Source organism: Brachybacterium sp. AOP43-C2-M15, assembly GCF_052446295.1.
Taxonomy (GTDB): domain Bacteria; phylum Actinomycetota; class Actinomycetes; order Actinomycetales; family Dermabacteraceae; genus Brachybacterium.
On sequence record NZ_JBQSWB010000005.1, the window covers coordinates 208,572 to 232,885 of the forward strand.

The 24,314-nt window shown below is 71.6% G+C and carries 23 protein-coding genes; 16 read left to right on the top strand and 7 right to left on the bottom strand.

What is annotated here, in order from left to right:
* Positions 1 to 55: 55 nt before the first annotated feature.
* The 9 genes from dapA (at position 56) to ACT3SP_RS07540 (ending at position 9,913) form a co-directional block, all read left to right on the top strand.
* The gene (gene dapA / locus ACT3SP_RS07500) at positions 56 to 964 is read left to right on the top strand and encodes a 4-hydroxy-tetrahydrodipicolinate synthase (protein ID WP_444586638.1); all 909 of its coding nucleotides are present in this window, start codon (positions 56 to 58) and stop codon (positions 962 to 964) included.
* Positions 965 to 982: 18 nt separating this feature from the next.
* Complete coding sequence (locus tag ACT3SP_RS07505; RefSeq protein WP_444586639.1) at positions 983 to 2,677, top strand: ribonuclease J; 1,695 nt, start codon at positions 983 to 985, stop codon at positions 2,675 to 2,677.
* A gap of 156 nt (positions 2,678 to 2,833) precedes the next feature.
* Positions 2,834 to 5,779, top strand: a complete 2,946-nt coding sequence (locus tag ACT3SP_RS07510; RefSeq protein WP_444586640.1) for a DNA translocase FtsK 4TM domain-containing protein — start codon at positions 2,834 to 2,836, stop codon at positions 5,777 to 5,779.
* Positions 5,780 to 5,909: 130 nt separating this feature from the next.
* The gene (gene pgsA, locus ACT3SP_RS07515) at positions 5,910 to 6,509 is read left to right on the top strand and encodes a CDP-diacylglycerol--glycerol-3-phosphate 3-phosphatidyltransferase (protein ID WP_444586641.1); all 600 of its coding nucleotides are present in this window, start codon (positions 5,910 to 5,912) and stop codon (positions 6,507 to 6,509) included.
* Positions 6,506 to 7,033, top strand: coding sequence for a nicotinamide-nucleotide amidohydrolase family protein (locus ACT3SP_RS07520; RefSeq protein WP_444586642.1), 528 nt, complete (start codon positions 6,506 to 6,508; stop codon positions 7,031 to 7,033). The genes pgsA and ACT3SP_RS07520 overlap by 4 nt, the downstream gene beginning before the upstream one ends.
* 211 nt (positions 7,034 to 7,244) lie before the next feature.
* Complete coding sequence (locus tag ACT3SP_RS07525) at positions 7,245 to 7,550, top strand: helix-turn-helix domain-containing protein (protein WP_444586643.1); 306 nt, start codon at positions 7,245 to 7,247, stop codon at positions 7,548 to 7,550.
* A 1-nt stretch (position 7,551) separates the two neighbouring features.
* On the top strand, positions 7,552 to 7,776 hold the full coding sequence (locus ACT3SP_RS07530; protein WP_444586644.1) for a DUF3046 domain-containing protein: 225 nt from the start codon (positions 7,552 to 7,554) through the stop codon (positions 7,774 to 7,776).
* Positions 7,777 to 8,117: 341 nt separating this feature from the next.
* The gene (recA, locus tag ACT3SP_RS07535; protein WP_444586645.1) at positions 8,118 to 9,212 is read left to right on the top strand and encodes a recombinase RecA; all 1,095 of its coding nucleotides are present in this window, start codon (positions 8,118 to 8,120) and stop codon (positions 9,210 to 9,212) included.
* A gap of 14 nt (positions 9,213 to 9,226) precedes the next feature.
* On the top strand, positions 9,227 to 9,913 hold the full coding sequence (locus ACT3SP_RS07540) for a regulatory protein RecX (RefSeq protein ID WP_444586646.1): 687 nt from the start codon (positions 9,227 to 9,229) through the stop codon (positions 9,911 to 9,913).
* A gap of 23 nt (positions 9,914 to 9,936) precedes the next feature.
* Here the strand turns inward: ACT3SP_RS07540 and ACT3SP_RS07545 are convergent, their stop codons facing one another.
* The 4 genes from ACT3SP_RS07545 to ACT3SP_RS07560 all read right to left on the bottom strand — a co-directional run bounded on the left by ACT3SP_RS07545 (position 9,937) and on the right by ACT3SP_RS07560 (position 13,330).
* Positions 9,937 to 10,809, bottom strand: a complete 873-nt coding sequence (locus ACT3SP_RS07545; RefSeq protein ID WP_444586647.1) for an amino acid ABC transporter permease — start codon at positions 10,807 to 10,809, stop codon at positions 9,937 to 9,939.
* The gene (locus tag ACT3SP_RS07550; RefSeq protein WP_444586648.1) at positions 10,806 to 11,453 is read right to left on the bottom strand and encodes an amino acid ABC transporter permease; all 648 of its coding nucleotides are present in this window, start codon (positions 11,451 to 11,453) and stop codon (positions 10,806 to 10,808) included. The genes ACT3SP_RS07545 and ACT3SP_RS07550 overlap by 4 nt, the downstream gene beginning before the upstream one ends.
* A 66-nt stretch (positions 11,454 to 11,519) precedes the next feature.
* Positions 11,520 to 12,404 carry a glutamate ABC transporter substrate-binding protein gene (locus ACT3SP_RS07555; protein WP_444586649.1) on the bottom strand — a complete coding sequence of 295 codons (885 nt, stop codon included), beginning with the start codon at positions 12,402 to 12,404 and terminating at the stop codon, positions 11,520 to 11,522.
* 143 nt (positions 12,405 to 12,547) lie between these two features.
* The gene (locus tag ACT3SP_RS07560; RefSeq protein WP_444586650.1) at positions 12,548 to 13,330 is read right to left on the bottom strand and encodes an amino acid ABC transporter ATP-binding protein; all 783 of its coding nucleotides are present in this window, start codon (positions 13,328 to 13,330) and stop codon (positions 12,548 to 12,550) included.
* A 162-nt stretch (positions 13,331 to 13,492) separates the two neighbouring features.
* Between ACT3SP_RS07560 and miaB the strand changes: the two genes are divergently transcribed.
* A complete protein-coding gene (gene miaB, locus ACT3SP_RS07565; RefSeq protein ID WP_444586651.1) occupies positions 13,493 to 15,103 on the top strand; it encodes a tRNA (N6-isopentenyl adenosine(37)-C2)-methylthiotransferase MiaB in 1,611 nt (536 codons plus the stop codon).
* Positions 15,104 to 15,201: 98 nt separating this feature from the next.
* On the opposite strand, the gene ACT3SP_RS07570 is transcribed toward miaB, so the two are convergent.
* On the bottom strand, positions 15,202 to 15,693 hold the full coding sequence (locus ACT3SP_RS07570; protein ID WP_444586652.1) for a YbjN domain-containing protein: 492 nt from the start codon (positions 15,691 to 15,693) through the stop codon (positions 15,202 to 15,204).
* Positions 15,694 to 15,838: 145 nt separating this feature from the next.
* Here ACT3SP_RS07570 and miaA point away from each other — a divergent pair, with 145 nt between their 5' ends.
* Positions 15,839 to 16,870, top strand: a complete 1,032-nt coding sequence (miaA, locus tag ACT3SP_RS07575; RefSeq protein WP_444586653.1) for a tRNA (adenosine(37)-N6)-dimethylallyltransferase MiaA — start codon at positions 15,839 to 15,841, stop codon at positions 16,868 to 16,870.
* Positions 16,871 to 16,880: 10 nt separating this feature from the next.
* Positions 16,881 to 17,729: a diaminopimelate epimerase gene (dapF, locus tag ACT3SP_RS07580; protein WP_444586654.1), complete on the top strand. Its 849-nt coding sequence runs from the start codon at positions 16,881 to 16,883 to the stop codon at positions 17,727 to 17,729.
* 87 nt (positions 17,730 to 17,816) lie between these two features.
* Here the strand turns inward: dapF and ACT3SP_RS07585 are convergent, their stop codons facing one another.
* The gene (locus tag ACT3SP_RS07585) at positions 17,817 to 18,431 is read right to left on the bottom strand and encodes a class I SAM-dependent methyltransferase (RefSeq protein ID WP_444586655.1); all 615 of its coding nucleotides are present in this window, start codon (positions 18,429 to 18,431) and stop codon (positions 17,817 to 17,819) included.
* A gap of 153 nt (positions 18,432 to 18,584) precedes the next feature.
* Here ACT3SP_RS07585 and hflX point away from each other — a divergent pair, with 153 nt between their 5' ends.
* Together hflX and ACT3SP_RS07595 are read left to right on the top strand one after the other, a co-directional pair.
* Positions 18,585 to 20,153: a GTPase HflX gene (gene hflX, locus ACT3SP_RS07590; protein ID WP_444586656.1), complete on the top strand. Its 1,569-nt coding sequence runs from the start codon at positions 18,585 to 18,587 to the stop codon at positions 20,151 to 20,153.
* A gap of 145 nt (positions 20,154 to 20,298) precedes the next feature.
* Positions 20,299 to 22,320, top strand: coding sequence for an ATP-dependent DNA helicase (locus ACT3SP_RS07595; protein ID WP_444586657.1), 2,022 nt, complete (start codon positions 20,299 to 20,301; stop codon positions 22,318 to 22,320).
* Positions 22,321 to 22,422: 102 nt separating this feature from the next.
* Here the strand turns inward: ACT3SP_RS07595 and lexA are convergent, their stop codons facing one another.
* The gene (lexA, locus tag ACT3SP_RS07600; protein ID WP_444586658.1) at positions 22,423 to 23,124 is read right to left on the bottom strand and encodes a transcriptional repressor LexA; all 702 of its coding nucleotides are present in this window, start codon (positions 23,122 to 23,124) and stop codon (positions 22,423 to 22,425) included.
* Positions 23,125 to 23,292: 168 nt separating this feature from the next.
* On the opposite strand from lexA, the gene ACT3SP_RS07605 reads away from it, so the two are divergent.
* Positions 23,293 to 23,688 (top strand): peptidoglycan-binding protein LysM, encoded by a 396-nt coding sequence (locus tag ACT3SP_RS07605; RefSeq protein WP_444586659.1) that lies wholly within the window; start codon positions 23,293 to 23,295, stop codon positions 23,686 to 23,688.
* Between the two features lie 28 nt (positions 23,689 to 23,716).
* Positions 23,717 to 24,199: a transcriptional regulator NrdR gene (gene nrdR / locus ACT3SP_RS07610; RefSeq protein WP_444586660.1), complete on the top strand. Its 483-nt coding sequence runs from the start codon at positions 23,717 to 23,719 to the stop codon at positions 24,197 to 24,199.
* The last annotated feature ends 115 nt before the right edge of the window (positions 24,200 to 24,314 follow it).

Below are 24,314 nucleotides of genomic sequence, written 5' to 3' on the forward strand. Positions count from 1 at the left end.
GCCGGCGCCGGCCTGGACTAGGCTCCAGGCAGCAGGACTTTTCCGGGAGGAGATCATGACCAGCACCGACCAGCGCCCCGCGCGGCCGTTCGGCGCGGTGGGGACCGCGATGGTCACCCCGCTCACCGAGGACGGGCACGGGGTGGATCTCGACGCCGCCCAGAGGCTGGCCGCTCATGTGGTGGAGCACGGGAACGACATGATCGTCGTCTCCGGCACCACCGGGGAGGCCCCGACCCTCACCGACGTCGAGAAGCTCGCTCTCACCCGCGCCGTGCTCGACGCCGTCGGCTCGGAGGCGACCGTGGTCGCCGGGGTCGGCACCTACGACACCGCCCACTCCATCGACCTCGCGCGCGAGCACGCCGAGCTCGGGGTCGACGGCCTGCTGGTCGTGACCCCGTACTACTCCAAGCCCAGTCAGGCCGGGGTCGTCGCGCACACCACGGCGGTCGCCGACGCGACCGAGCTCCCGGTGATGCTCTACGACATCCCCGGGCGCACCGGGACGCCGCTGAGCACAGAGACGCTGCTGCGGCTCGGGGAGAACCCGCGGATCCGTGCCGTCAAGGACGCCAAGGCCGACCTCCAGCAGGCGAGCCTGATCATGGCGCAGACCGATCTCGTCTACTACTCGGGCGAGGACGGACTGAACCTGCCCTGGCTCTCGATCGGCGCCTCCGGCCTGGTCTCCGTGGTGGGGCAGGTCGCCGGCGACCTCGAGAAGCTGATGGTCGAGGCGACCGACCGCTCGGATCTCCCCGCCGCGCTCGAGGCGCACCGGCAGCTGGCGCCGGTGGTCGAGGCGATCATGTCCCGGATGCCGGGGGCGGTGGCGGCGAAGGCCGCGCTCCACCTCCAGGGCGTCCTGCCCCATGCCGTGATGCGCGGACCCCACGTCCCCGCCGACGCCGACCAGCTGCGGATGCTCTCCGCCGCGCTGGATGCCGCCGGCCTCCTCTGACCCGGCCCGGAGGTCCCGATGTCCCCCGTCCTCAGCGAGCGGCCCGATCCGCCCCCGCAGCTCGGCCCGGGCACGTTGCGCGTGATCCCGCTGGGCGGTCTCGGTGACGTCGGCCGCAACATGACGGTCCTCGAGTTCGAGGGGCGGCTGCTGATCATCGACTGCGGGGTGCTGTTCCCCGAGGAGACCCAGCCCGGGGTCGACCTGATCCTGCCGGACTTCGCCGTCATCGCCGACCGGCTCGACGACGTCGCGGCGATCGTGCTCACCCACGGCCACGAGGACCACATCGGCGCGGTGCCCTACCTGCTGCGGCAGAAGCCCGACATCCCACTGGTGGGCAGCCGCCTCACTCTCGCCTTCCTCGAGGCGAAGCTCAGGGAGCACCGCATCCGGCCGATCACCCAAGTGGTCGAGGAAGGGCAGACAGAGAGCCTCGGCCCCTTCGACTGCGAGTTCGTGGCGGTCAACCACTCCATTCCGGATGCCCTCGCGGTGCACGTGACCACACCGGCCGGCACGGTCCTGCACACCGGCGACTTCAAGATGGACCAGCTGCCCCTGGACGGCCGGATCACCGACCTGCGCGCCTTCGCCCGGCTGGGCGAGGCGGGGGTGGACCTGTTCATGACGGACTCCACCAATGCCGAGGTGCCCGGCTTCACCGTCGCCGAGAAGGAGATCGGCCCCACCCTGGACGCGATCTTCGCGCGGGCGAGGCAGAAGATCGTGGTCGCGTCCTTCTCCAGCCACGTGCACCGCGTCCAGCAGGTGCTCGACTCCGCCGCCGCGCACGGGCGCAAGGTCGCCTTCGTGGGCCGTTCGATGGTGCGCAACATGGGCATCGCCGCGGAGATGGGCTACCTGGACGTCCCGGAGGACACCCTCGTCGACGTCAAGCGGATCGACGGACTCCCCGAGGAGCAGGTGGTGCTGATGTGCACCGGCAGTCAGGGCGAGCCGATGGCGGCGCTGGGGCGGATCGCCCAGCGCGACCACCGGGTCAGCGTGGGCCCGGGCGACGTGGTCATCCTGGCCTCCTCCCTCATCCCCGGCAACGAGAACGCGGTGTTCCGCGTGGTCAACGGCCTGATGGCGCTCGGCGCGGAGGTGATCCACAAGGGCAGCGCCACCGTGCACACCTCGGGCCATGCCAGCGCGGGCGAGCTGCTGTACTGCTACAACATCGTGCGCCCGAGGAACGTCCTGCCGATCCACGGCGAGGTGCGCCACCTGATCGCCAACGGTCGGATCGCGGAGTCCACGGGCGTTCCGCGGGAGCGGATCGTGCTGGCGGAGGACGGCCACGTGATCGACCTCAGGGACGGGGTGGCCACCACCGTCGGCGCGGTGCCCAACGGCTACGTCTACGTGGACGGCGCCAGCGTCGGGGAGATCTCCGAGGCGGACCTCAAGGACCGCCGCATCCTCGGCGACGAGGGATTCATCTCCCTGTTCGCCGTGGTGAGCTCCGAGACCGGTGCGCTGATCGCCGGTCCCGAGATCCACGCCCGCGGCGTGGCGGAGGACGACCAGGTGTTCGAACAGATCCGCCCCGAGATCGTCACGGCGCTCGAGCAGGCTGTCGCCGACCGGCCCGACCGACGCGACACCTATCAGCTGCAGCAGGTCATGCGCCGCGTGGTGGGTCGCTACGTCTCCCGGCGGCTGCGTCGTCGCCCGATGATCATCCCCATCGTCATCGAGTCCTGATCCCCTCCCCGGCCTGTCCCGGGGCCCCGACCGTTCCAGGGGCCCCGGCCGTTCGAGGGTCCTTCGCCCGCTCCGGCCCCCGGAGCGTCCCGGTGTGACGGGGCCGTGAGCGCCGCCTCCCGGGCTCGGAGCGGCCCGGAATGTACCATCGGGGCCATGGCGACACGTACGTCTTCCCCCGCACGTGCGTCGAAAGGATCCTCCCGGACCGCTGCTGCCGGCTCGTCGCGCACCACCGGCTCCGGGGCGAACGACCCCTCGACGCTCCCTCTGCCGGTGCGCGCAGTGCGCTCCGGCTATCTCTCGATCGCCCGCATGGTCGGCGGCATGGTCCGCTCGATCGGCGTGCAGCGCTGGGAGGTGGCGCCCGAGCAGCGTCGCGACGGCTACGCGCTGTTCCTGCTCATGATCGCGGCGCTGGTCGCGGTCGTGGAGTGGTGGCAGTCCGCCGGTCCCGTGCTCGGCGCGGTGCACACCGTGGTGGCCGGCACCTTCGGCATCTCCTCCATGGTGATCCCGCTGCTGGCGGCCGGCTGGGCGATGCGCATGTTCCGCCGCCCCGACCAGGTGCGGGCCAACACCCGGATCGTGATCGGCATCGCCCTCCTGCTCACCGCGATCTCGGCGATCGCCTCGGTCTCCGCGCGGCTGCCCGCCCCGGCCGACGGCATCGACGCGCTGGCCCGCGGCGGCGGTGTGCTCGGCTATCTGGCCGCGGCGCCGCTGGAGGCACTGCTGCCCCCGGTGGCGGTGGTCGTCATCCACTCCGCCCTGATCGCCCTCGGCGTGCTGGTGCTCACCGCCACCCCGGTCGAGTCGATCCCCTCGCGCCTGCGAGGGGTGTACGAGGTCATGGTCGGCCGCAGCGAGGAGGAGGACGAGGAGCGCGTGGCCTTCGGCCTGCGTCCTCGTCGCGTCGACCCGGCCGTGCACGATCAGGCCACCGAGCTCCAGCCTGCTCGGAGCCGCCGCCGCAGCCGCAGGGAGAAGGCCGCGGACGAGGCCGCCGCGCGTGACCACGAGAGCTTCGGCTACGTCGGCGACGAAGCCTTCGAGCAGGGCGTCGCGGAGGAGCGCGCCGACGCTCCCGCGACGCGGAAGCGCCGCCGCTCCGGCACCCGGCGCGGCGGGACGGCCGATGCGGACGCCGCGCTGGACGGGGTCGAGGACGAGAACCACCGCGCCAAGACCTTCCCCGGCGGGGGAGCGGCAGGGGATCCGCGGCCCACCACGCCGATGCCCACCGCGGCGACGGGCGAGGCCGCGCCCCGCTCCGATCGGAGCAAGGCGGCCGCGGCCGCCGCGGCACCGGTCCCGGCCCGGAGGTCCGAGGAGAAGGCCGCGACGAAGGCCGAGGAGAAGGCCGAGCTGGTCCCGCCCCCGATGGGCGACCTGCCCCGGGCCGGGGAGCAGCTCGAGCTCGCCGGTGACGTCGTCTACACGCTGCCGGAGTCGTCCTTCCTGCTGGAGGGGCCGCCGCACAAGACCCGCTCCGAGGCCAACGACCGTGTGGTCGAGGCGCTCGGCGAGGTCTTCGAGCAGTTCAACGTCAACGCCGAGGTGGTCGGCTTCTCGCGCGGCCCGACGGTCACCCGGTACGAGGTCGAGCTGGCGCCCGGCACCAAGGTCGAGAAGGTCACGGCGCTGGACAAGAACATCTCCTATGCCGTGGCCAGCTCCGACGTGCGCATCCTCTCGCCGATCCCCGGCAAGAAGGCCATCGGGATCGAGATCCCGAACACCGACCGCGAGACCGTGGTCCTCGGCGACGTGCTGCGCAGCTCCGTGGCCCGACGCAATGAGCACCCCCTGGTGATGGGCGTGGGCAAGGACGTCGAGGGCGGCTACGTCGTGGCCAACCTCGCCAAGATGCCGCACCTGCTGGTGGCGGGCGCCACCGGCGCCGGCAAGTCGGTCTTCGTGAACTCGATGATCACCTCGATCCTGATGCGCGCCACCCCGGAGGAGGTGCGCATGGTGCTGGTCGATCCCAAGCGCGTGGAGCTCACCCTCTACGAGGGGATCCCCCACCTGATCACCCCGATCATCACCAACCCCAAGAAGGCCGCCGAGGCCCTCGAGTGGGTCGTCAAGGAGATGGACGCCCGCTACGACGACCTCGCCGCCTTCGGGTTCAAGCACGTCGACGACTTCAACAAGGCCGTCCGGGCCGGGGAGGTGAAGGTGCCCGCGGGCAGCGAGCGCCGCCTCGCCCCGTACCCGTACCTGCTGGTCGTGGTCGACGAGCTGGCGGATCTCATGATGGTCGCCCCGCGGGACGTGGAGTCCTCGATCCAGCGCATCACCCAGCTGGCGCGCGCTGCCGGCATCCACCTGATCCTGGCCACGCAGCGCCCGTCCGTCGACGTGGTCACCGGCATCATCAAGGCCAACGTGCCCAGCCGTCTGGCCTTCTCCACCTCCTCGCTGCAGGATTCGCGGGTCATCCTCGACTCCGTGGGCGCGGAGAAGCTCATCGGCCAGGGCGACGCCCTGTTCCATCCGATGGGCAAGGCGAAGCCGATGCGTGTGCAGGGCGCCTGGGTCAACGAGTCGGAGATCCACAAGGTCGTCGACCACGTGAAGTCGCAGATGAAGCCGAACTACCGCGAGGACGTCCAGGTCGTCGCCGAGAAGAAGCAGATCGACGAGGACATCGGCGATGACCTCGACGTGCTGCTGCAGGCGGCGGAGCTGGTGGTCACCACTCAGTTCGGATCCACCTCGATGCTGCAGCGCAAGCTGCGCGTGGGCTTCGCCAAGGCCGGCCGGCTGATGGACCTGCTGGAGTCCCGCGAGATCGTGGGCCCCTCCGAGGGGTCCAAGGCCCGCGACGTGCTGGTCCATCCCGACGAGCTGGCGACCGCGATCGCCCGCATCCGCGGCGAGGACGCGCCCTCCGCCGAGGGCGAGGAGCCCTACGGCGCCGACCAGGCCGTGGACCTCGAGCCCGAGACGGCGGAGCCGGCGGACACCGACGACGGCCCGGACCGCTACGGCAGCGACCCGCTGGCCGACGACGGCTCCGCAGGGGCGGTCGACTACTACGACGATGCCGATGACGAGGACGGGGAGGACGCCTGGAGCCTCACCGGACGTTGAGCGTCCCGCCCCTCCACCGCGCGGCGGCGCGCCGGTCCGGCATCGGCCGGCTCGGCGCCGGCCCCGCCGTCCGCCCCGATCCGCCTGATCCGCGCCATCCCGACCAGCCATCTCGCCCCCAGGAGCTCCGATGACCGCACCGCGCACCGACGAGGTCCCGCTCTGGAACATCGCCAACGTCCTCACCATGGTGCGCTGCGCGATGGTGCCGCTGCTGGTGGTGCTCGCGGTCCTGTACCCGGACACGACACCTGGTCGACTGCTGGTGGCCGGCGTGTTCGTGCTCGCGATGTTCACGGACTTCCTGGACGGGCACCTCGCCCGGAGCCGGAACCTGATCACGGATTTCGGGAAGATCGTCGATCCCATCGCGGACAAGGCGATGACCGGGGCCGCACTGATCATGCTCTCCGTGTGGGAGTACGTGCCGTGGTGGATGACGATCCTGATCCTCGTGCGCGAGTTCGGCATCACGATCATGCGCTTCACGATCCTGAAGTACGGGGCGCTGCCGGCGAACATGGCGGGCAAGGCCAAGACCATGGTCCAGACCATCGCGATCACCTTCTGCCTGATCCCCTTCGAGCTGTGGTGGTCCCCGGCCCGCTGGATCGGCCTGGCGCTGGTGCTGCTCGCGGTGGTGCTGACCGTGTGGTCCGGTCTGGTCAACCTCAAGGACGGGCTGCGGCTCCGGCGTGAGGCGCTGGCAGGCGGCGGCGCCGGCGCATGAGCCCTGCCCCGACCGCTCCTGACGCCGCCTCGGCTCCTGCCGACGGGGTCGCGGCCGAGCCCGCCCGCGTGATCGCCCGTGCCCGCGAGCGCGGGATCGTGCTCGCGACGGCCGAGTCCCTGACGGCCGGAGCACTGGTGGCGCGGCTGGTGGACGTCCCCGGCGCGAGCGCCGTGGTCGCCGGGGGCGCGGCCTGCTACTCCTGCGCCGCGAAGACCCGGGTGCTCGGTGTCGACGCCGCGCTGCTCGCCGACACCGGCGCCGTGACCTCGCAGGTCGCGGCCGCCATGGCCGAGGGGGCTCTCGCCCTGTACGAGGCCGACCTCGCCGTCTCGACCACCGGTGTGGCGGGCCCCGGACCGGACGAGCGCGGGATCGCCGAGGGCACGGTCTTCCTGGGCCTCGCCCGGCGGAGCGGTCCGACGAGCACCCGTGAACTCCGTCTCAGCGGCGGAAGAGCGGTGATCCGCTCCCTGACGGTCGAGGCAGCGGTGGCGGCACTGGCCGCCGAGCTCGGCGTCTAGGGCTCGGCCCAGCTCAGCGCGCTCGTGAGGATCCCTCCTCCCCATCGTCCCGACATGCACACCGTCCAGCGAACCCTCGGGGGTGGCGCACTACACTCTGGGGAACACTTCCGTGGTGCACCGCGTTGATCTGTTCGTGATGACATCGACGTACCGCATCCCAGAGGTGCACCACGAATTCACCGGCAGTCACAGGAAGGGAGGCAGGTCCATGATCCTGTTCCGTCAGGAGCTGGGGGACGTGCTGCGCGACGCGCGCCGCTCCCAGGGCCGCACGCTGCGCCAGGTGTCCTCGGACGCCCGCGTGTCCCTGGGCTACCTCAGCGAGATCGAGCGCGGCCAGAAGGAGGCCTCCAGCGAGCTGCTGGTCTCGGTGACCGATGCACTGGGCCTCCCGCTGTCCTTCGTGCTGCGCGAGGTGTCCGACCGGATCGCGATCGCCGAGCAGGTGATGATCCCGGACACCGTTCCCGAGGGACTCGCCGACAGCGCCGAGCCGCTGGTCGGCGCCCGCTGAGTTGCGCCGCAGCGAGTTCGCGGAGCTGGCCGACCACGTGTTCGGCCCCTCCCTCGCGCGGACGTACACCCACGACCTCGTGCTCGAGGAGGTCGGCGGCCTGACCGCCGCCGAGGCCCTCGAGCGCGGGGTCGCCGTGCGCTCGGTGTGGAACGCGCTGTGCGAGGCGATGGACGTCCCGGACTCGGCGCGCTGGGAGATCCCGCCCGAGCAGCGCCGGCGCTGACCGCCTCGTCGCCTCCCCGCCCCGCCCGGTCGTGCCACGGCCCCTGCGCCACGGCCTGCCGCGTCACGACCCCCGCGACAGGGCACGCCCCCTGCGACCCGGCGCGAGCCTCGCGACACGACACGCCGCGACACGCCGCGATCTGCGCCGCGTTCGAACGCCTGTTCGGTATCGTGGTCGCTGACGGACTCCCCGGCACCACCTCCACGCACGATCTCTCCTCCCCAGTTCCCCTCCATCCACACGGAGGGCGGGGCGGCGGCGAATGTCGGGGTCGGCGCCTAGTGTGGCCGCAACGGTCACCACGTCGGCACGCCCGGCCCTCAGGAAGGAACAAGCACATGCCTGCACCGAAGTCAGCCTCGAAGGATCGCGGCTCCTCGCTCGACAACGCCCTCGCACAGATCGACCGCCAGTTCGGCAAGGGATCGATCATGCGGCTGGGGGACGACACCCGCCCGCCGGTCGAGGTCATCCCCACCGGCTCGGTCGCGCTGGACGCCGCGCTCGGCATCGGCGGCCTGCCCCGCGGCCGCATCGTCGAGATCTACGGCCCGGAGTCCTCGGGCAAGACCACCCTGGCGCTGCATGCCGTGGCCAATGCCCAGCGCAACGGCGGCATCGCCGCCTTCATCGACGCCGAGCACGCGATGGACCCGGAGTACGCCAAGAAGCTCGGCGTGGACACCGACGCCCTGCTGGTCTCCCAGCCGGACACCGGCGAGCAGGCCCTCGAGATCACGGACATGCTGATCCGCTCGGGCGCGCTGGACGTCGTCGTGATCGACTCGGTGGCTGCGCTGGTGCCCAAGGCCGAGATCGAGGGCGAGATGGGCGATTCCCACGTCGGCCTCCAGGCCCGGCTCATGTCGCAGGCGCTGCGCAAGCTCACCGGGGCGCTCTCCTCCTCCGGCACCACCGCGATCTTCATCAACCAGCTGCGCGAGAAGATCGGTGTGTTCTTCGGCAGCCCCGAGACCACCACCGGCGGCAAGGCGCTGAAGTTCTACGCCTCGGTGCGCATGGACATCCGTCGCATCGAGACCCTCAAGTCCGGCACCGACTCCGTGGGCAACCGCACCCGTGTCAAGGTCGTCAAGAACAAGATGGCTCCGCCCTTCAAGCAGGCCGAGTTCGACATCCTCTACGGCGAGGGCATCTCCCGCGAGGGCGGTCTGCTGGACCTCGGCGTCGAGCACGGCGCGGTCCGCAAGTCCGGGGCGTGGTTCACCTACGAAGGCGACCAGCTGGGGCAGGGCAAGGAGAACTCCCGCCAGTTCCTCAAGGACAACCCGGACCTGGCCGCGGAGATCGAGGAGAAGATCCTGCGCACCCTCGGGGTGGGCAAGTACGCCGCGGAGCAGGCCGCGCCGGAGACCGAGGCGCCCCTCGGCGAGGGCGAGTTCCTCGACGAGGACGTCCCGGCGACGATCTGACTCCTCCCTGAGTGATGACGCCGTCCCACCTCGCGGGCGCCGACGGTCCTGAGACCGTCGGCGCCGCCGCCGTTCCCGGGAAGACCCCGCGCGACAGCGACGCCGCAGTCGGGCTCCGCGAGGGCCTCGAGGGCCGCACCCGCGCGATCCTGGAGCGTCCCCGCAGCGCACCGTCGCCGGAGCGTGCTGAGCGGGAGAAGGCGGTGGTCCACGAATGCCGCTACCTCATGCGGCTGCTGGCCTCTCGCCGTCGCTCCTGCGGGGAGCTGCGCGAGAGGCTCGCCCAGCGCGAGGTGCCCGCCGCCGTCGCCCACGAGGCGATGGCCCGTGTCGACCGCGCCGGTCTCCTGGACGACGCCGCCTTCGCCCGCGACTGGGTCCAGCAGCGCCGTGCGCTGCGTGCCCTCGGCGACGAGGCCCTGCGTCGTGAGCTCGAGAAGAAGCAGGTCGCAGACCAGCTCATCGAGGCAGCGCTCGACGCCGGAGAGAGCGACGAGGAGCAGCGCTGCCGGGACCTTGTTCGCTCACGGATCGGGGACCGGGACCGGGAGCGGCTGCGCGGCGAGCGGGACGGCAGCCACCGGCGCCGACTCTCTCGGCGCCTGGACGCCCTGCTGACCCGCAAGGGGTATCCCGGGGACCTGGCCGTACAGGTGATCTCCAGCGAGCTGCGCTCCGCCGCCGAGGTGCGCGGCAGCTGACCTCACGCGACCCGTCAGAGCGATCAGGGGATCGGCGGCGCTCCGGTGATGCGAGCGGGAGCCTTCCGCGCGAAGCTGCTGCGGTGCTGCACCCACACCGCCAGCCGCGAGAGGCTGATGTTCAGCGCGATGTACACCGCCGCGCCGACGGTCAGCAGCGGCAGGAGGTACTGCGCATTGGTCAGCGCGTCCGCGACCCGGCTCACGCTGCGCAGCAGCTCGGCGTAGCCGACGATGTAGCCGAGCGAGGAGTCCTTGACCAGCACGACGCCCTGCGCGATCAGCGAGGGCATCATCATCCTCACCGCCTGCGGCAGCTGGACGTCACGATAGGTGAGGAACGACCTCATGCCGAGCGAGGAGGCGGCCTCCGTCTGCCCCTTGGGCAGCGCGGCGATGCCGGCGCGCAGGATCTCGGCGAAGACCGCGGCGTTGTACAGCACCAGGCCGAAGACCACGGCGGTGAGCTGGGTCGCCCCGGGCAGCACCAGGATGCCGAAGAACATCATCAGCACCACCGGCAGCCCGCGCAGGACCTCGGTGACCCCGGTGACCAGCCAGCGCACCGGCACGATCGGCGAGGCACGCAGGGACACCAGCAGCACCGCGAGCAGCGCGGCCAGCGGCAGCGCGATCACTGCGGCGACCAGGGTGTTCATGAGCCCGCGGAAGATCGCCTGCCACACGTGGATCGTCTCGAAGCCGGCGAAGTTCGTCGGCACGTCCACCAGCACCAGCCAGCGGTCGTTGAAGGCGCCGTTGCGGGCCAGCAGGGTGATCAGCGCTCCACCCAGCAGGACGAGCACGACGGTCAGCACGAGCGAGATGCGCCGTTCGCGCGCCCTCTCCTCGGGGCCGGCGACGTCGTAGAGGACGGGTCCGCTGCTGCTGCTCATCGTGCGAACGCCACCTTCCGCTCGAGGTGCCCGGCCAGCTGGCCGAGCGGGATGCAGATGATCAGGTAGCACAGGGCCACGCCCAGCAGGATGGCGATGACGTCCGCCGAATACACGTTGGTCAGGCGTTTGGACATGGCGAACAGCTCGAAGACGCTGAAGGCGCCCGCCACTGACGTGTTCTTGACGAGTGCGATGAACACACTGATCAGCGGTGGGATCGCCGTGCGGAACGCCTGGGGGAGGACCACGATGGACAGGTTCTGCCCGAAGGACATCCCCAGCGATCGCGCAGCCTCCGCCTGACCCACCGCGACCGAGTTGATGCCTGAGCGCACCGCTTCGGCGACGAAGGCCGAGGTGTAGCAGGACAGCGCGATCACGGCGGCGACCTTGTAGCTGAAGGTGAAGCCGATCGAGGGGGTGACGAAGACGTAGAAGAAGAAGACTATCGTCAGCGGGGTGTTGCGCAGGAACTCGGTGTACGCGGTGGCCAGCAGCCGCAGAGGTCTGTACGGGGAGACCCGCATCCCGGCGACCAGCGTGCCGATGACGAGGGAGATCAGCCCGGACAGCGCCGCAAGGGTGAGGGTCGTGGTGAACGCGCCCCAGAGCATCTCGCGCTCGATGAGGAAGGTCTCCATGGCGGCTCCTGGCAGGTGTCGGGCCGGTCGTCATGACCGGCCCGACTGGGCGGGGTGGGGAAGGGATCAGTAGCGGTCGACGGCCGGCGGGTCCGGGGTGGGCAGCACGGTGCCGGCGGTGTTCTCCCACGCCTCGGCCCAGGCTCCGGACTCGTACGCCTCCTCGATCACGTCGTTGAGGAAGTCGCGGAAGTCGTCGTCATCCTTGGTCAGGCCCACGCCGTAGGGCTCGTCGGTGAAGGTCTCGCCGTTGTTGACGAGCTTGAGGTTCTCCTCGTCGGAGGCCACGAAGCCCGCCAGGATGACGTTGTCCGTGGTGACCACGTCCACCTGCCCGTTGATCAGCGCGGTCACGCAGTTGGAATAGGTGTCGAAGGGGACCAGCTCGGCGTCGGGATGGTTGTCGAGGATGTACTGCGCCGGGGTGGATCCCTCGACCGAGGCGACCTTCTTGCCCTCGAGCGAGTCCTCGCCGGTGATGTCCTCGTTGTCGACCAGAACCATCAGTGCCTGACCGGCCTCGTAGTAGGGGCCCGCGAAGTCGATGACCTCCTTGCGGGTGTCGTTGATGGTGTAGGTCGCGACCACGATGTCCACCTGGCCGTTCTCGATGAACGGTTCGCGGTTGGCGGAGACGGTCTCGGTCCACTCGATGCCGTCGGCCTCGATGCCGAGTGCGGCGGCGATGATCTTGCCGATCTCGACGTCGAAGCCGACGGGGTCCCCATCGGGGCCGGCCTGGCCGAACAGGGGCTGGTCGAACTTGGTGCCGATGGTGATCGAACCGGCCTCGGCGAGCCTGGCCATGGTCGACCCCTCGGGGAAGTCCTCGGTGTCGACGTCGGCGACCTCGGGCTCGTCCGCGTCACCTCCGCAGGCGGCGAGGGTGAGGGCGGCGGCGGTTCCCACGCTGCCGGAGAGGAAGAGGCGTCGGTTCAGGGGCTTGCTCATGAGGGTCTCCTTCGAACGAGCTGGTCGATCTCGGTGGGGGTGGTGCGGGTGGAACGGCGCGGATCCAGCGGTGCGGATCGAACTGTGGGGATGGAACGGTGCGGAGCGAACGGTGCGAGTGGTCGGGCGCGACGGGTGCGGTCTCAGTCGTGGAGGATCTTGCCCAGGAAGTCCTTGGCCCGCTCGGACCGCGGGGAGGAGAAGAACTCGTCGGGCGGGCGCACCTCGACGATCCGGCCCGAGTCCATGAACACCACCCGGTCGGCGGTGCGGCGGGCGAAGCCCATCTCGTGGGTGACCACGATCATCGTCATCCCGGACTTCGCCAGCCCGGTCATGACGTCGATGACCTCGCTGATCATCTCCGGGTCGAGAGCGGAGGTGGGCTCGTCGAAGAGCATCACCTTGGGCGACATCGCCAGCGAGCGGGCGATCGCGACGCGCTGCTGCTGGCCGCCGGAGAGCTGTGCGGGGAGCTTGTCGGCCTGGTCCGCCACGCCCACCCGTTCGAGCAGCTCCATGCCCTCGGCCTCCGCCGTCCTGCGCGGGACGCCCTTGACCTTGATCGGGGCGACGGTGACGTTCTGCAGCACGGTCTTGTGGGCGAAGAGGTTGAAGGACTGGAACACCATCCCCACTTCGGAGCGCAGCTTCGCCAGACCGGATCCCGAGGTGGGCAGCAGCTGACCGTCGATCCTGATCTCGCCCTCGTCGATCGTCTCGAGGCGGTTGATGGTGCGGCACAGCGTGGACTTGCCCGAGCCCGAGGGGCCCAGGACCACCACCACCTCGCCGGCGGTGACCTCGAGCTCGATGTCCTTGAGGACGTGCAGGTCACCGAAGTGCTTCTGCACGCCTGTGAGCTGGACGAGAGGCTGCCCGGCGGCGGGTCCGGCACCACCGGCAGCCGGTGTGGTCTGAGTCATAGGGGCACGCTAGAGCACCGGGTCCTCGATCCGACGTCCCGCCGGTGCACCGACACGACTTTGTGACCTTCCTGTCCACCTGAGGAATCCCAGGTGGGGCCGGGTTCGCGGGGCGGCGGGCGGGCGCGCGCGAGGGGAGGGTCGACGTACCCTGGGGGCACTATGTCGATCAGCTCTCCCGCCCCGACCGCCGCCCCGCGTCCCGCCGCCGACGCCGCTGCCCGCGACGCGGTCCAGCCTCGCGGCACCTACCAGGTGCGCACCTTCGGGTGCCAGATGAACGTCCACGACTCCGAGCGCCTGACCGGCATGCTCGAGGATTCCGGCTACGTCGCCGCGCCCGCGGCCGCCGACGCCCGACGCGGCGAGGTCGACGTCATCGTGTTCAACACCTGTGCCGTCCGGGAGAACGCGGACAACAAGCTGTACGGCACCCTGGGCGCCCTGCGTCCCGGAAAGGACGCGAATCCCGGCATGCAGATCGCCGTCGGCGGCTGTCTCGCGCAGAAGGACCGCGAGACCATCGTCGAGCGCGCCCCCTGGGTGGACGTCGTCTTCGGCACCCACAACCTCGGCTCCCTGCCGGTCCTGCTGGACCGCTCCCGCCACAATGCCGAGGCGCAGGTGGAGATCCTCGAATCCCTCGAGGTCTTCCCCTCCACGCTGCCCACCCGGCGGGAGTCCGCCTACGCCGCCTGGGTCTCGATCTCCGTGGGCTGCAACAACACCTGCACCTTCTGCATCGTGCCCTCGCTGCGCGGCAAGGAGAAGGATCGCAGGCCCGGCGAGATCCTCGCCGAGGTGCGCGACGTGGTCGACTCCGGCGCCATCGAGGTCACCCTGCTCGGGCAGAACGTCAACTCCTACGGCGTCGAGTTCGGCGACCGCGGGGCCTTCGCGAAGCTGCTGCGCGCCTGCGGCGACGTCGACGGGCTCGAGCGCGTGCGCTTCACCTCCCCGCACCCCGCGATGTTCACCGACGACGTCATCGAGGCGATGGCCGAGACCCCCAACGTCATGCCGCAGCTGCACATGCCGCTGCAGTCCGGCAGCGACGACGTGCTGCGCCGGATGAAGCGCTCCTACCGGTCGAAGAAGTTCCTGGGCATCCTCGAACGCGTCCGCGAGCGCATCCCGCAGGCCGCGATCACCACCGACATCATCGTCGGCTTCCCCGGCGAGACCGAGGAGGACTTCCTGCGCACCCTCGAGGTGGTCGAGGCCTCCCGCTTCTCGAGCGCCTTCACCTTCCAGTACTCGATCCGCCCGGGCACTCCGGCGGCGACCATGGAGGACCAGATCCCCAAGGAGGTCGTCCAGGAGCGCTTCGAGCGGCTGGTCGCCCTGCAGGACCGCATCACGCATGAGGAGAACCGGAAGCTCGAGGGCCGCGCCGTCGAGATCCTCGTCGCCGAGGGGGAGGGGGATCGTGACGCGCAGACCCATCGTCTCTCGGGACGGGCCCGCGATCACCGCCTGGTGCACTTCGCTCTGCCCGAGGGCCTCGCCGGGGCGCAGCGCCCGCGGCCCGGGGACCTGGTCACCGCGACCGTCACCCACGCCGCCCCTCACTACCTGATCGCCGACAGCGCCCTCGCGGGCAGGGCGAGCGCGCTCGCGCCCGAGCAGTTCGCAGTGCGCCGCACCCGCACGGGCGACGCCTGGGAGGCCGGGGTGCACGGGCTGGATCCCGGTTCGTCCTGCGGCACGGGCGGCGGCGCAGGGCCCGCGGGCCCGGTCACCCTCGGGATGCCGAGCCTCCGCCGCGATTGAGAGAGGCGACGCCGCGCAGCGGTGCGAGCACGAGGACGGCCGATGCCCCGCGGGGCCTCGGGCCTCGGCGCATCCACCGGGCGCGGCCCGGGGCGGGATCAGCTGTCGAGCTCGTCGAGCTCCGCGCCGAGGCGCTCCTCCAGGCTGTGGAAGAAGGCGATCACGGTGCTCAGACCGCAGGAGATCGCACTGTCGATCTGCGAGTCCAGCGCTCCGGCGCGGAAATCCGCGGCGAGCTCGCCGTACACGCCGAGCAGGCCCTCGGACTCGCGGCGCACGTACACCTTCGGCCAGATCCGGTTCATGTTCCACTCGTTGCAGAGCTTGATCATCTCGACCTTGCGGGAGACGTCCACGGAGTGGCTCCATCGTCCCCGGGTCTGCAGCACGCCGTGCTCGTCCCCGGAGATCATGAACTGGAAGCGGTAGTCGTCGAAGCGGGCGCGCACGATCTCCGCGTGCTCCTCGTCCTCGACGAAGGCGTAGCCGTGCCGGGTCAGGCAGTCCTCGACCCGTGCCAGGGACAGGGGGGCCGGCTCATCGGCCGAGTCCTTGCCCGCCTGAACAGGGGACTCGTTCGGTGCAGTCACTTCCAACCTCGGTGCTCGACGTAGGGAACAGGGCGATCCGAGGCCTCGGATCGCGGATCACCCTACTCCTTCCACCCGGGAAAGCGCCGCGCGCGGACAGTGATCCCGCTGACCCTCGCCGATCAGCGTCGATAGGGTGCCTGCCATGGATGCCCGACCCGCCCCGCCCGAGCCTCCCGCCGCAGGGCCGAGCAGCCCGCTGATCGCGGTGGTCGGCGCCACTGCCACGGGCAAGTCGGATCTCGCGATCTCGCTGGCGGAGCGCCTGGACGGAGAGGTCGTCAACGCCGATGCGCTGCAGCTGTACCGGGGCATGGACATCGGCACCGCGAAGGTCACCGATCAGGAGCGCCGGGGCGTCCCGCACCACCTGCTGGACGTGCTCGAGGTCACCGAGGAGGCGAGCGTCTCCGCGTTCCAGCGCGCCGCCCGCGAGGCCGTCGCGGCGATCCGCGCCCATGGACGGGTCCCGATCCTGGTCGGCGGCTCCGGGCTCTACGTCCGCGCCGCCCTGGATCGCATCGAGTTCCCTCCTACCGACGCCGCGGTCCGTGCCCGGTTCGAGGAGCGGGCGGAGCGGGAGGGTGCCCAGGCGCTGCACCGCGAGCTCGCCCGCCGGGACCCCGGCGCGGCGGCCACCATCGGGGTGCACGACGTGCGCCGCATCGTCCGGGCGCTCGAGGTCGGGGAGCTCACCGGGCGCCCCTTCGCGGCCTTCCTCCCGCGCCCGGAGTTCGTCGACCCCGCGACCGTGCAGCTGGGGCTGCGCCGGGACCGCCCGGTCCTCCACGAGCGGATCGCCCGGAGGGTGCATCTCATGGTCGAGCAGGGACTGCTCGAGGAGATCCGGGGCCTGCGGGAACGAGGGCTGGACCGGGGGACGACCGCTCGCCGGGCGATCGGCTACGAGCAGGGCCTCGCCGTCCTCGACGGCGCCATGACCTGTCAGGAGGCGATCGAGGCGACGATCGCGGGCACGAGACGCCTGGTGCGCAAGCAGGACACCTGGTTCCGGCGCGACCCGAGGGTGCGCTGGCTCGACGCCGACGCCGACGCCGACGCGGACGCGGACGCGCACGCTGCAGGCGCTGACGCCGGTGGCGCTCCCCTCGTCGAGCGGGCGCTGGACCTGCTGAGCGAGGCGCAGGTCACGGCGCCGGGGCGTCCTCGGACGTAGGCTCGGGGACATGACCGAGCGCATCGACTTCACCAAGGGCCACGGCACCGAGAACGACTTCGTCGTGCTGGACGACCCCGACGGCGCGCTCGAGCTCGACGCCGCCACCGTCGTCGCGCTCTGCGACCGCCGCGCCGGCATCGGGGGCGACGGGGTGATCCGTGCGGTCCGCTCCCGCAGCGCCGGCATCGACGTCCCGGCGGATGCCCCCGAATGGTTCATGGACTACCGCAACGCGGACGGATCGGTCGCCGAGATGTGCGGCAACGGCGTGCGCGTGCTGGCCGCCCACCTGCAGCGGGCCGGGCACGTCGACGGGGACGGCTTCGCACTCCTCACCCGGGCGGGGACCCGGACGGTCGAGATCCTCGAGCGCCCGGACACGCCGGGAGCGGCATGGACGGTGCGCGTGGGGATGGGCCGCTCCCGCACCGCTCCCGGGGCCCGCACCGTGGAGATCGCGGGGCACCGCCTGGAGGCGACCGACGTCGACATGGGCAACCCCCATGCCGTCGCCTTCCTTCCGGGCGGTGTGCGGCTCGAGGAGCTGGACCTGACCCGTCGGCCCGCCCTGGACCCCGACCCCGTGGACGGCACGAACATCGAGCTGGTCAGCGAGCGCGGACCCCGCCATGTCGCGATGCGGGTCCACGAGCGCGGGGTGGGGGAGACCCGCTCCTGCGGGACCGGGGTGGCGGCCGTGGCCGTCGCCGCCGCTCACCGGGCCGGGGACGAGTCCGGGCAGCCGTGGACCGTGGACGTGCCCGGCGGCCGTCTTCGGGTGGGCTGGACCGCCCAGGGCGAGGTGACGCTCGCCGGCCCCGCACGGCTGGTGGCCGACGGGACCACGCTGATCTGAGCGGTCTCCTGCGCTCTGCGGGCAGGTGCTGCGCCGGGGCCGCCCTCGGGCCGCCCGGGGTCGGGGCCACCGCCCTCGGGCACCCGCTCAGCGGACGGGCCCCACCTCGAGCACGCGGAAGCCCTTCGCGCTGGCGACCTTGCCGACCTCTCGGTCGGGAAGCTGCTCGCCGAGCCAGCGCGCCAGCGGATCGGCGCCCAGGTTCTTCCCGACCACGAGCGCCGCGGTGCCCTGCGGGTGCAGGCGCGCCGTCCACTCCGCCAGCAGCGCATGCAGGGCCGGCTTGCCGATGCGGATCGGCGGGTTCGACCAGATCGCATCCGGCCGCAGATCCTCGGGCACGTCCTCGGGGGCGATGACCCGCACGTTGTCCGCTCCCGCGCGGCGGGCGTTCTCCGCCGTCAGCGCGCGAGCGCGCTCGCTGACGTCCACCGCCCACACCTCGGAGTCCGGATGCAGGAGGGCAGCGGTCAGCGCGATCGGACCCCAGCCGCACCCGAGGTCGAGGATGATCGCCCCGGCCGGCGGCTCGGTGATCTCGTCGAGCCTGTCCAGCAGCACCGCAGTGGCCCTGTCCAGGCCGTGACCGCTGAAGACCGACGCGCTCGAGACCAGGTCGAGGTCACGGCCTGCGAGGCGGACCCGCAGCGGGAAGCGCCGGTCGTCGGTCGCGGGGGAGGGGGTGAAGTAGTGCTCGTCCACCCCAGCAGGATACGGAGCGCCGGGCGGTGCGGGCTCCCGAACGTCCGCGCGCCGTGCTTCCTCGGCTCCGCCGAGCGCAAAACCGCTCGACCGTCGGGGACGGACGTGGGACTCTGGAGGTCGACAGTCCCCTACTGAAGGAGTGCCCCGATCGTGCCCATCGCTTTCCATCCTGACGCCGAGCCCGACCACGACGTCGACGGGACCGGCACGGGAGGGACCGGGGCCGCGGAGCGCTCGAGCAGTGCGGACGTGCCCGGCACCTCTCCCGCCTCGCCGTCGCGCCGGGATGCCCTGACCGAGCGCATCCTCGCCCGTGGCGACGCCTCCGTCTCGACCGTGGCCTACGGCTCCGAATCCGACGGCGAGCAGTACGATCTCGCCGATCGCCAGGCCCTGCGGCGCGTGGCCGGGCTCTCCACCGAGCTCGAGGACGTCACCGAGGTCGAATACCGGCAGCTGCGCCTCGAACGCGTGGTGCTGGCCGGTCTCTACACCTCCGGGAACGCCGAGGAGGCCGAGACCAGCCTGCACGAGCTCGCCGCGCTCGCCGAGACCGCCGGCTCCGAGGTGCTCGACGGCGTGCTGCAGCGGCGAGCCCACCCCGACCCGGCCACCTTCCTGGGCAAGGGCAAGGCCGCAGAGCTCGCCGAGATCATCGCCGCGAACGGCGCGGACACGGTGATCGCGGACGGCGAGCTGGCCCCCGGCCAGCGACGTGCCCTCGAGGACATCGTGAAGGTCAAGGTCGTGGACCGGACCGCGCTGATCCTGGACATCTTCGCCCAGCACGCCAAGTCCCGCGAGGGCAAGGCGCAGGTCGAGCTCGCACAGCTGGAGTACCTGCTGCCGCGACTGCGCGGCTGGGGCGAGTCGATGTCCCGCCAGGCCGGCGGCCGTGTCGCCGCGGGCGGTGCGGGCATGGGCTCGAGGGGCCCCGGCGAGACCAAGATCGAGCTGGATCGTCGGCGGATCCGTGACCGCATGGCGAAGCTGCGCCGTGAGATCAGGGCGATGGCTCCGGGACGCCAGGCGCAGCGCGCGGACCGCCGTCGCAACCAGGTGCCCGCGGTCGCGATCGCCGGATACACCAACGCGGGCAAGTCCTCGTTGCTCAACCGGCTCACCGGCGCCGGGGTGCTGGTCGAGAACGCTCTGTTCGCGACCCTCGACCCGACGGTGCGGCGGTCGACCACGCCGGACGGCCGCGAGTTCACCTACGCGGACACGGTCGGCTTCGTGCGCCACCTGCCCACCCAGCTGGTCGAGGCCTTCCGCTCGACCCTCGAGGAGGTGGGCGATTCGGATCTGCTGCTCCACGTGGTCGATGCCTCGCACCCCGATCCGGAGGGGCAGATCACTGCCGTGCGCACGGTGCTGGGGGACCTCGAGGGCTTCGACGTGCCCGAGATCGTGGTGCTGAACAAGGCGGACATCGCCGAGCCCGAGACCATCGCCCGCCTGCGCAGCCAGGTCGGTGAGAGCGCGGTGGTCTCCGCCCGCACCGGGATGGGGATCGAGGAGCTGCGCGAGCTGATCGCGGAGCACCTGCCGCGGCCCGCCGTCGAGGTCGACCTGGTCGTGCCCTACTCCCGCGGGGACCTGATCTCCCGGGTCCACACCAGCGGCGAGGTGGTCTCCGAGGAGCACCTCATGGAGGGCACTCGGCTCCACGCGCGCGTCGACGAGGCGCTCGCCGCGGAGCTGCGCGGCGCCTCCTGAGCGACGTCCCACGACGGGCCGGCGGCAGGAGCTCGGCCTGTCGGGCGGGGCCGGGTCGACGTGCTGCGAAGGATGAGCGGCAGGAGATCGGCCTGTCGTGCGGAGCCTGTGCGGCCCGCACCCCGGCCGCGGATACGCTGACCCGATGACCGCCGCGACCGAGCATCCCGCCGCCCCCGCGGCCGGTGACATCCCGCTGTCCACGCTGATGGACGCCGCGGTGTCGGCGATCGGCGGAGCCCCTCGGCCGGGCCAGCAGTCGATGGCCGAGGCGGTGGATCTGGCGATGTCCGGCGACCGGCACCTGCTCGTCCAGGCAGGCACCGGCACCGGTAAGTCGCTGGCCTATCTGGTGCCTGCGCTGCGCCACGCCCTGGTCAGCGGGCGCCCCGTCGTGGTCTCCACCGCGACCATCGCGCTGCAGACCCAGATCGTGCGCAAGGACCTCCCCCGCCTGGTGGAGGCCCTGGCTCCGCACCTGCCGCGCATCCCGACCTTCGCGCTGCTCAAGGGACGCGCGAACTATCTGTGCAAGCACAAGATCGCGGGCGGCTACCCGGTGGACATCGACCCCGGGGCCCTGTTCGCCGAGGCGTCCGCCGATCCGTCGCGGGGCGGGAGCGAACGCCTCGGGGACCAGGTGCGGCGTCTGCGCGAATGGTCCGAGGAGACCGACAGCGGCGATCGCGACTCCCTCCAGGACGCGGTCTCGGACCGCGCATGGCGCCAGGTGTCCGTGACCGGCACGCAGTGCATCGGCAGCAGCTGCCCGATGGTCGAGGACTGCTTCGCCGAGCGCAGCCGGGAGCTCGCCCGCGAGGTCGATGTCGTGGTCACCAACCATGCCCTGCTCGCGATCGACGCCTTCGACGGGCACGGCATCATCCCCGATCACGACGTGGTCGTCTTCGACGAGGCGCATGACCTCTCCGCACGCGTGACCAGCGCCGTCACCGATGTGCTGAGTCCCGGCATGCTGCGCGGCACCGTGCGGGACCTGCGCGGCCTCGGCGTGGCCGGGACGGCGCTGGAGGATGCGTCCGAGGAGCTGCGGGAGGCTCTCGAGCTGTCCTCGGAGGGCCGCGTCATCGGAGACCTGCCCGAGCGCCTCGCCGATGCGGTCGTGCAGCTCCGCACCGAGGCGCGCACGGCGCATTCCGATGCCAAGGACGCCGGCGACGACTCCTCCGCCGGCGCGCGCAAGACCGTGCGCGCGAACCTGCAGGAGATCATCGACGTGTGCGAGCGGCTCTCCGCCCCCGGGGAGGACGACGTGGTCTCGATCTCGCACTCGCAGGCGACGGGACGCTCGAGCATCCAGGTCGCGCCGCTGAGCGTGGCAGGTGCCATGCGCGGTGCGATCCTCGAGGACCGCACCGCTGTACTCACCTCGGCGACCCTTGCCCTGGGCGGTCGCTTCGAGCCCGCGGCCGGCGAGGTGGGCCTCTCCCGCCACGATCGGCTCGCTGCCGAGGATCTGCCGCCCCTGGAGACGTCGAGCGCCTGGGCGGGGCTCGATGTGGGCAGCCCCTTCGAGTACCGCCGCCAGGGGATCCTGTACACCGCGCGCCATCTGCCGCAGCCGGGCCGCGACGGTCCCTCCCCGGCCATGCTGGACCACCTGACGGAGCTGGTGGAGGCCTCCCGCGGCGGGGCGCTGTGCCTGTTCTCCTCGCGCCGCGGTGCCGAGCTCGCCGCGGAGCACGTCCGCGCCCGGCTCGATCTCACGATCGCCGTGCAGGGCGAGGACTCGATGGCGAACCTGGTGCGCACCTTCCGCGAGGACGAGGACGCCAGCCTGTTCGGCACCCTCACCCTCTGGCAGGGGGTGGACGTCTCCGGGCGTTCGCTGCGCCTGGTGACGATCGACCGGATCCCGTTCCCGCGCCCGGACGACCCGCTCACCGCCGCCCGGCAGGAGCGGATCGGTCGGCGCGGGGGCAACGGCTTCATGGCCGTCTCCGCGCAGCATGCGGCACTGCTGCTCGCCCAGGGGGCCGGGCGCCTGATCCGATCGCACGAGGACCGCGGCATGGTCGCGGTGCTGGACCCGCGCCTGGCGACAGCACGCTACGGGGGCTTCCTGCGGGAGTCGATGCCGCCGCTGTGGCCCACTGCGGATCCCGAGGTGGCCCTCGGCGCCCTGCGCCGTCTCGCCGACACCTGAGTCCGCCGCCAGGGGGCGCCGGCGGTCCCTGGCGCGGCAGCGGCCGGGACCCGTCGGCGGGGCTCGCGGGCCCCGCCGACGAGGGGACCGGCCCCGCGTCGCTCAGACGGCGCGCAGCACCGCGACCACCTTGCCGAGGATCTCGGCGTGGTCGCCGAGGATCGGCGCGAAGGCCGGGTTGTGCGGCATCAGCCAGACGTGGTCGTCACGCTGGACGAAGGTCTTCACCGTCGCCTCGCCGTCGATCATCGCCGCGACGATCTCGCCCTTCTCCGCGGTGCTCTGCGAGCGCACCACCACCCAGTCGCCGTCGCAGATCGCGGCGTCGATCATCGAGTCCCCGACCACCTGCAGGAGGAACAGCTCGCCGTCGCCGACCAGCCGCTGGGGGAGGGTGAAGACGTCCTCGACCTGCTCCTCGGCCGTGATCGGGACACCTGCGGCGATGCGGCCCACCAGCGGGACCGTCACCGAGTTCGGGCTGATCTCCGGCTCCGGGGCGAGCTCGGGAGCGGGGGCGTCGTCGGCCCCCGGCATCACGACCTCCATCGCCCGTGGCCGCTTGGGGTCGCGGCGCAGGAACCCCTTGCGCTCGAGGGACTGGAGCTGGTGCGCCACCGAGGAGGACGAGGTCAGCCCCACCGCGTCGCCGATCTCGCGCATCGTGGGCGGGTAGCCGTGCGCGGAGACGGCGTCGTTGATGGTCTCCAGGATGAGGCGCTGCCGTCGCGTGAGCCCCTCGGTGCGCTCATCGGCCGGGGCGTCGCCGCGGGCCCGGATCGGCTTGGGGGTGCTCGGCGTCATCGTGGGGCCTCCTGGCGTCGTCTGTCGGACCCTCGCGGTTCCGTTGTCCTGTGCCCCAGCGTAGGGCGACGGACGTCGGAAGCCAAACATGTGTTCGAGGTTTCTCTTGCGTGTCGCGTCGAGCGGGGCTAGAGTCGCACAGAGTTTCGATCGAACAGGAGTTCGGATATGCGTACCGCCACCGCCACGGTCCTTGCCTTCCCCCGCGAGCGCGAGCCGCAGGTCGAGGCATCCTCTCGAGCGCGCGTTCGACTCGAGCCGACGCGGCGCGGCCGCTTGCTGGTCACCACTCTCGCGTTCCTCCTCGGACTGCTGGTCGCCGCCGCCGTGCTGCTCACGGTCGATCTGTCCTCGGCGCTCGCCGGCTCCGACGAGTCCCGGCCGACGACGGTCACCGTCGAGGCCGGGGACACCCTGTGGGGCTACGCGGAGGAGTTCGCCCCCGAGGGCATGAGCGAGCAGGAGTTCGTCGCCGAGGTCCGCAGCATCAACCAGCTCCCCACCGGTCGCGTCACCACCGGGCAGGAGATCGAGCTGCCGGGGCAGGAGAGCAGCAGCCGCTGAGCGGAGGGCTTGCCGGTACCCTGGGCGGATGCACTGCCCGTTCTGTCGCCATTCCGATTCGCGCGTCGTGGACTCGCGCACGTCCGATGACGGCGCGACGATCCGCCGCCGCCGCCAGTGCCCCAACTGCTCCCGGCGCTTCTCGACCTCGGAGACCGCATCGCTGTCGGTGCTCAAGCGCTCCGGCGTGAGCGAGCCGTTCAGCCGGGCGAAGGTGATCTCCGGTGTGCGCAAGGCCTGTCAGGGCCGCCCTGTCAGCGACGACCAGCTGGCCCTGCTCGCCCAACGCGTGGAGGAGAGCATCCGCTCGAGCGGGCTGGCAGAGATCGACGCCCATCAGGTGGGGTTGGCGATCCTGCAGCCGCTGCAGGATCTGGACGTCGTCGCCTATCTCCGCTTCGCGAGCGTCTACCAGGACTTCGACTCCCTCGGGGACTTCGAGGCCGCGATCGCGCGGCTGCGCGCCGAGGGCCGCGAGGGTGTCGCGCCTGCGGAGGAGCCGGCTCTCTGACGGGTCCGGGCCGGTGCGGATCCGGTGAATTCGTGGATCCGGTTCGGCCCGGCGGGATCCTGTGCATAAGATGTGCCCCGTGCACTCACGCAGTGCACACCTGATCGGCGGTCGT

What these genes read in the sequence shown, in the direction of transcription:
- dapA (WP_444586638.1), top strand. Translation starts at nt 56, where the DNA reads ATGACCAGCACCGACCAGCGCCCCGCGCGGCCGTTCGGCGCGGTGGGG.
- ACT3SP_RS07505 (WP_444586639.1), top strand. Translation starts at nt 983, where the DNA reads ATGTCCCCCGTCCTCAGCGAGCGGCCCGATCCGCCCCCGCAGCTCGGC.
- ACT3SP_RS07510 (WP_444586640.1), top strand. Translation starts at nt 2,834, where the DNA reads ATGGCGACACGTACGTCTTCCCCCGCACGTGCGTCGAAAGGATCCTCC.
- pgsA (WP_444586641.1), top strand. Translation starts at nt 5,910, where the DNA reads ATGACCGCACCGCGCACCGACGAGGTCCCGCTCTGGAACATCGCCAAC.
- ACT3SP_RS07520 (WP_444586642.1), top strand. Translation starts at nt 6,506, where the DNA reads ATGAGCCCTGCCCCGACCGCTCCTGACGCCGCCTCGGCTCCTGCCGAC.
- ACT3SP_RS07525 (WP_444586643.1), top strand. Translation starts at nt 7,245, where the DNA reads ATGATCCTGTTCCGTCAGGAGCTGGGGGACGTGCTGCGCGACGCGCGC.
- recA (WP_444586645.1), top strand. Translation starts at nt 8,118, where the DNA reads ATGCCTGCACCGAAGTCAGCCTCGAAGGATCGCGGCTCCTCGCTCGAC.
- ACT3SP_RS07540 (WP_444586646.1), top strand. Translation starts at nt 9,227, where the DNA reads ATGACGCCGTCCCACCTCGCGGGCGCCGACGGTCCTGAGACCGTCGGC.
- ACT3SP_RS07545 (WP_444586647.1), bottom strand. Translation starts at nt 10,809, where the DNA reads ATGAGCAGCAGCAGCGGACCCGTCCTCTACGACGTCGCCGGCCCCGAG.
- ACT3SP_RS07550 (WP_444586648.1), bottom strand. Translation starts at nt 11,453, where the DNA reads ATGGAGACCTTCCTCATCGAGCGCGAGATGCTCTGGGGCGCGTTCACC.
- ACT3SP_RS07555 (WP_444586649.1), bottom strand. Translation starts at nt 12,404, where the DNA reads ATGAGCAAGCCCCTGAACCGACGCCTCTTCCTCTCCGGCAGCGTGGGA.
- ACT3SP_RS07560 (WP_444586650.1), bottom strand. Translation starts at nt 13,330, where the DNA reads ATGACTCAGACCACACCGGCTGCCGGTGGTGCCGGACCCGCCGCCGGG.
- miaB (WP_444586651.1), top strand. Translation starts at nt 13,493, where the DNA reads ATGTCGATCAGCTCTCCCGCCCCGACCGCCGCCCCGCGTCCCGCCGCC.
- miaA (WP_444586653.1), top strand. Translation starts at nt 15,839, where the DNA reads ATGGATGCCCGACCCGCCCCGCCCGAGCCTCCCGCCGCAGGGCCGAGC.
- dapF (WP_444586654.1), top strand. Translation starts at nt 16,881, where the DNA reads ATGACCGAGCGCATCGACTTCACCAAGGGCCACGGCACCGAGAACGAC.
- ACT3SP_RS07595 (WP_444586657.1), top strand. Translation starts at nt 20,299, where the DNA reads ATGACCGCCGCGACCGAGCATCCCGCCGCCCCCGCGGCCGGTGACATC.
- lexA (WP_444586658.1), bottom strand. Translation starts at nt 23,124, where the DNA reads ATGACGCCGAGCACCCCCAAGCCGATCCGGGCCCGCGGCGACGCCCCG.
- ACT3SP_RS07605 (WP_444586659.1), top strand. Translation starts at nt 23,293, where the DNA reads ATGCGTACCGCCACCGCCACGGTCCTTGCCTTCCCCCGCGAGCGCGAG.
- nrdR (WP_444586660.1), top strand. Translation starts at nt 23,717, where the DNA reads ATGCACTGCCCGTTCTGTCGCCATTCCGATTCGCGCGTCGTGGACTCG.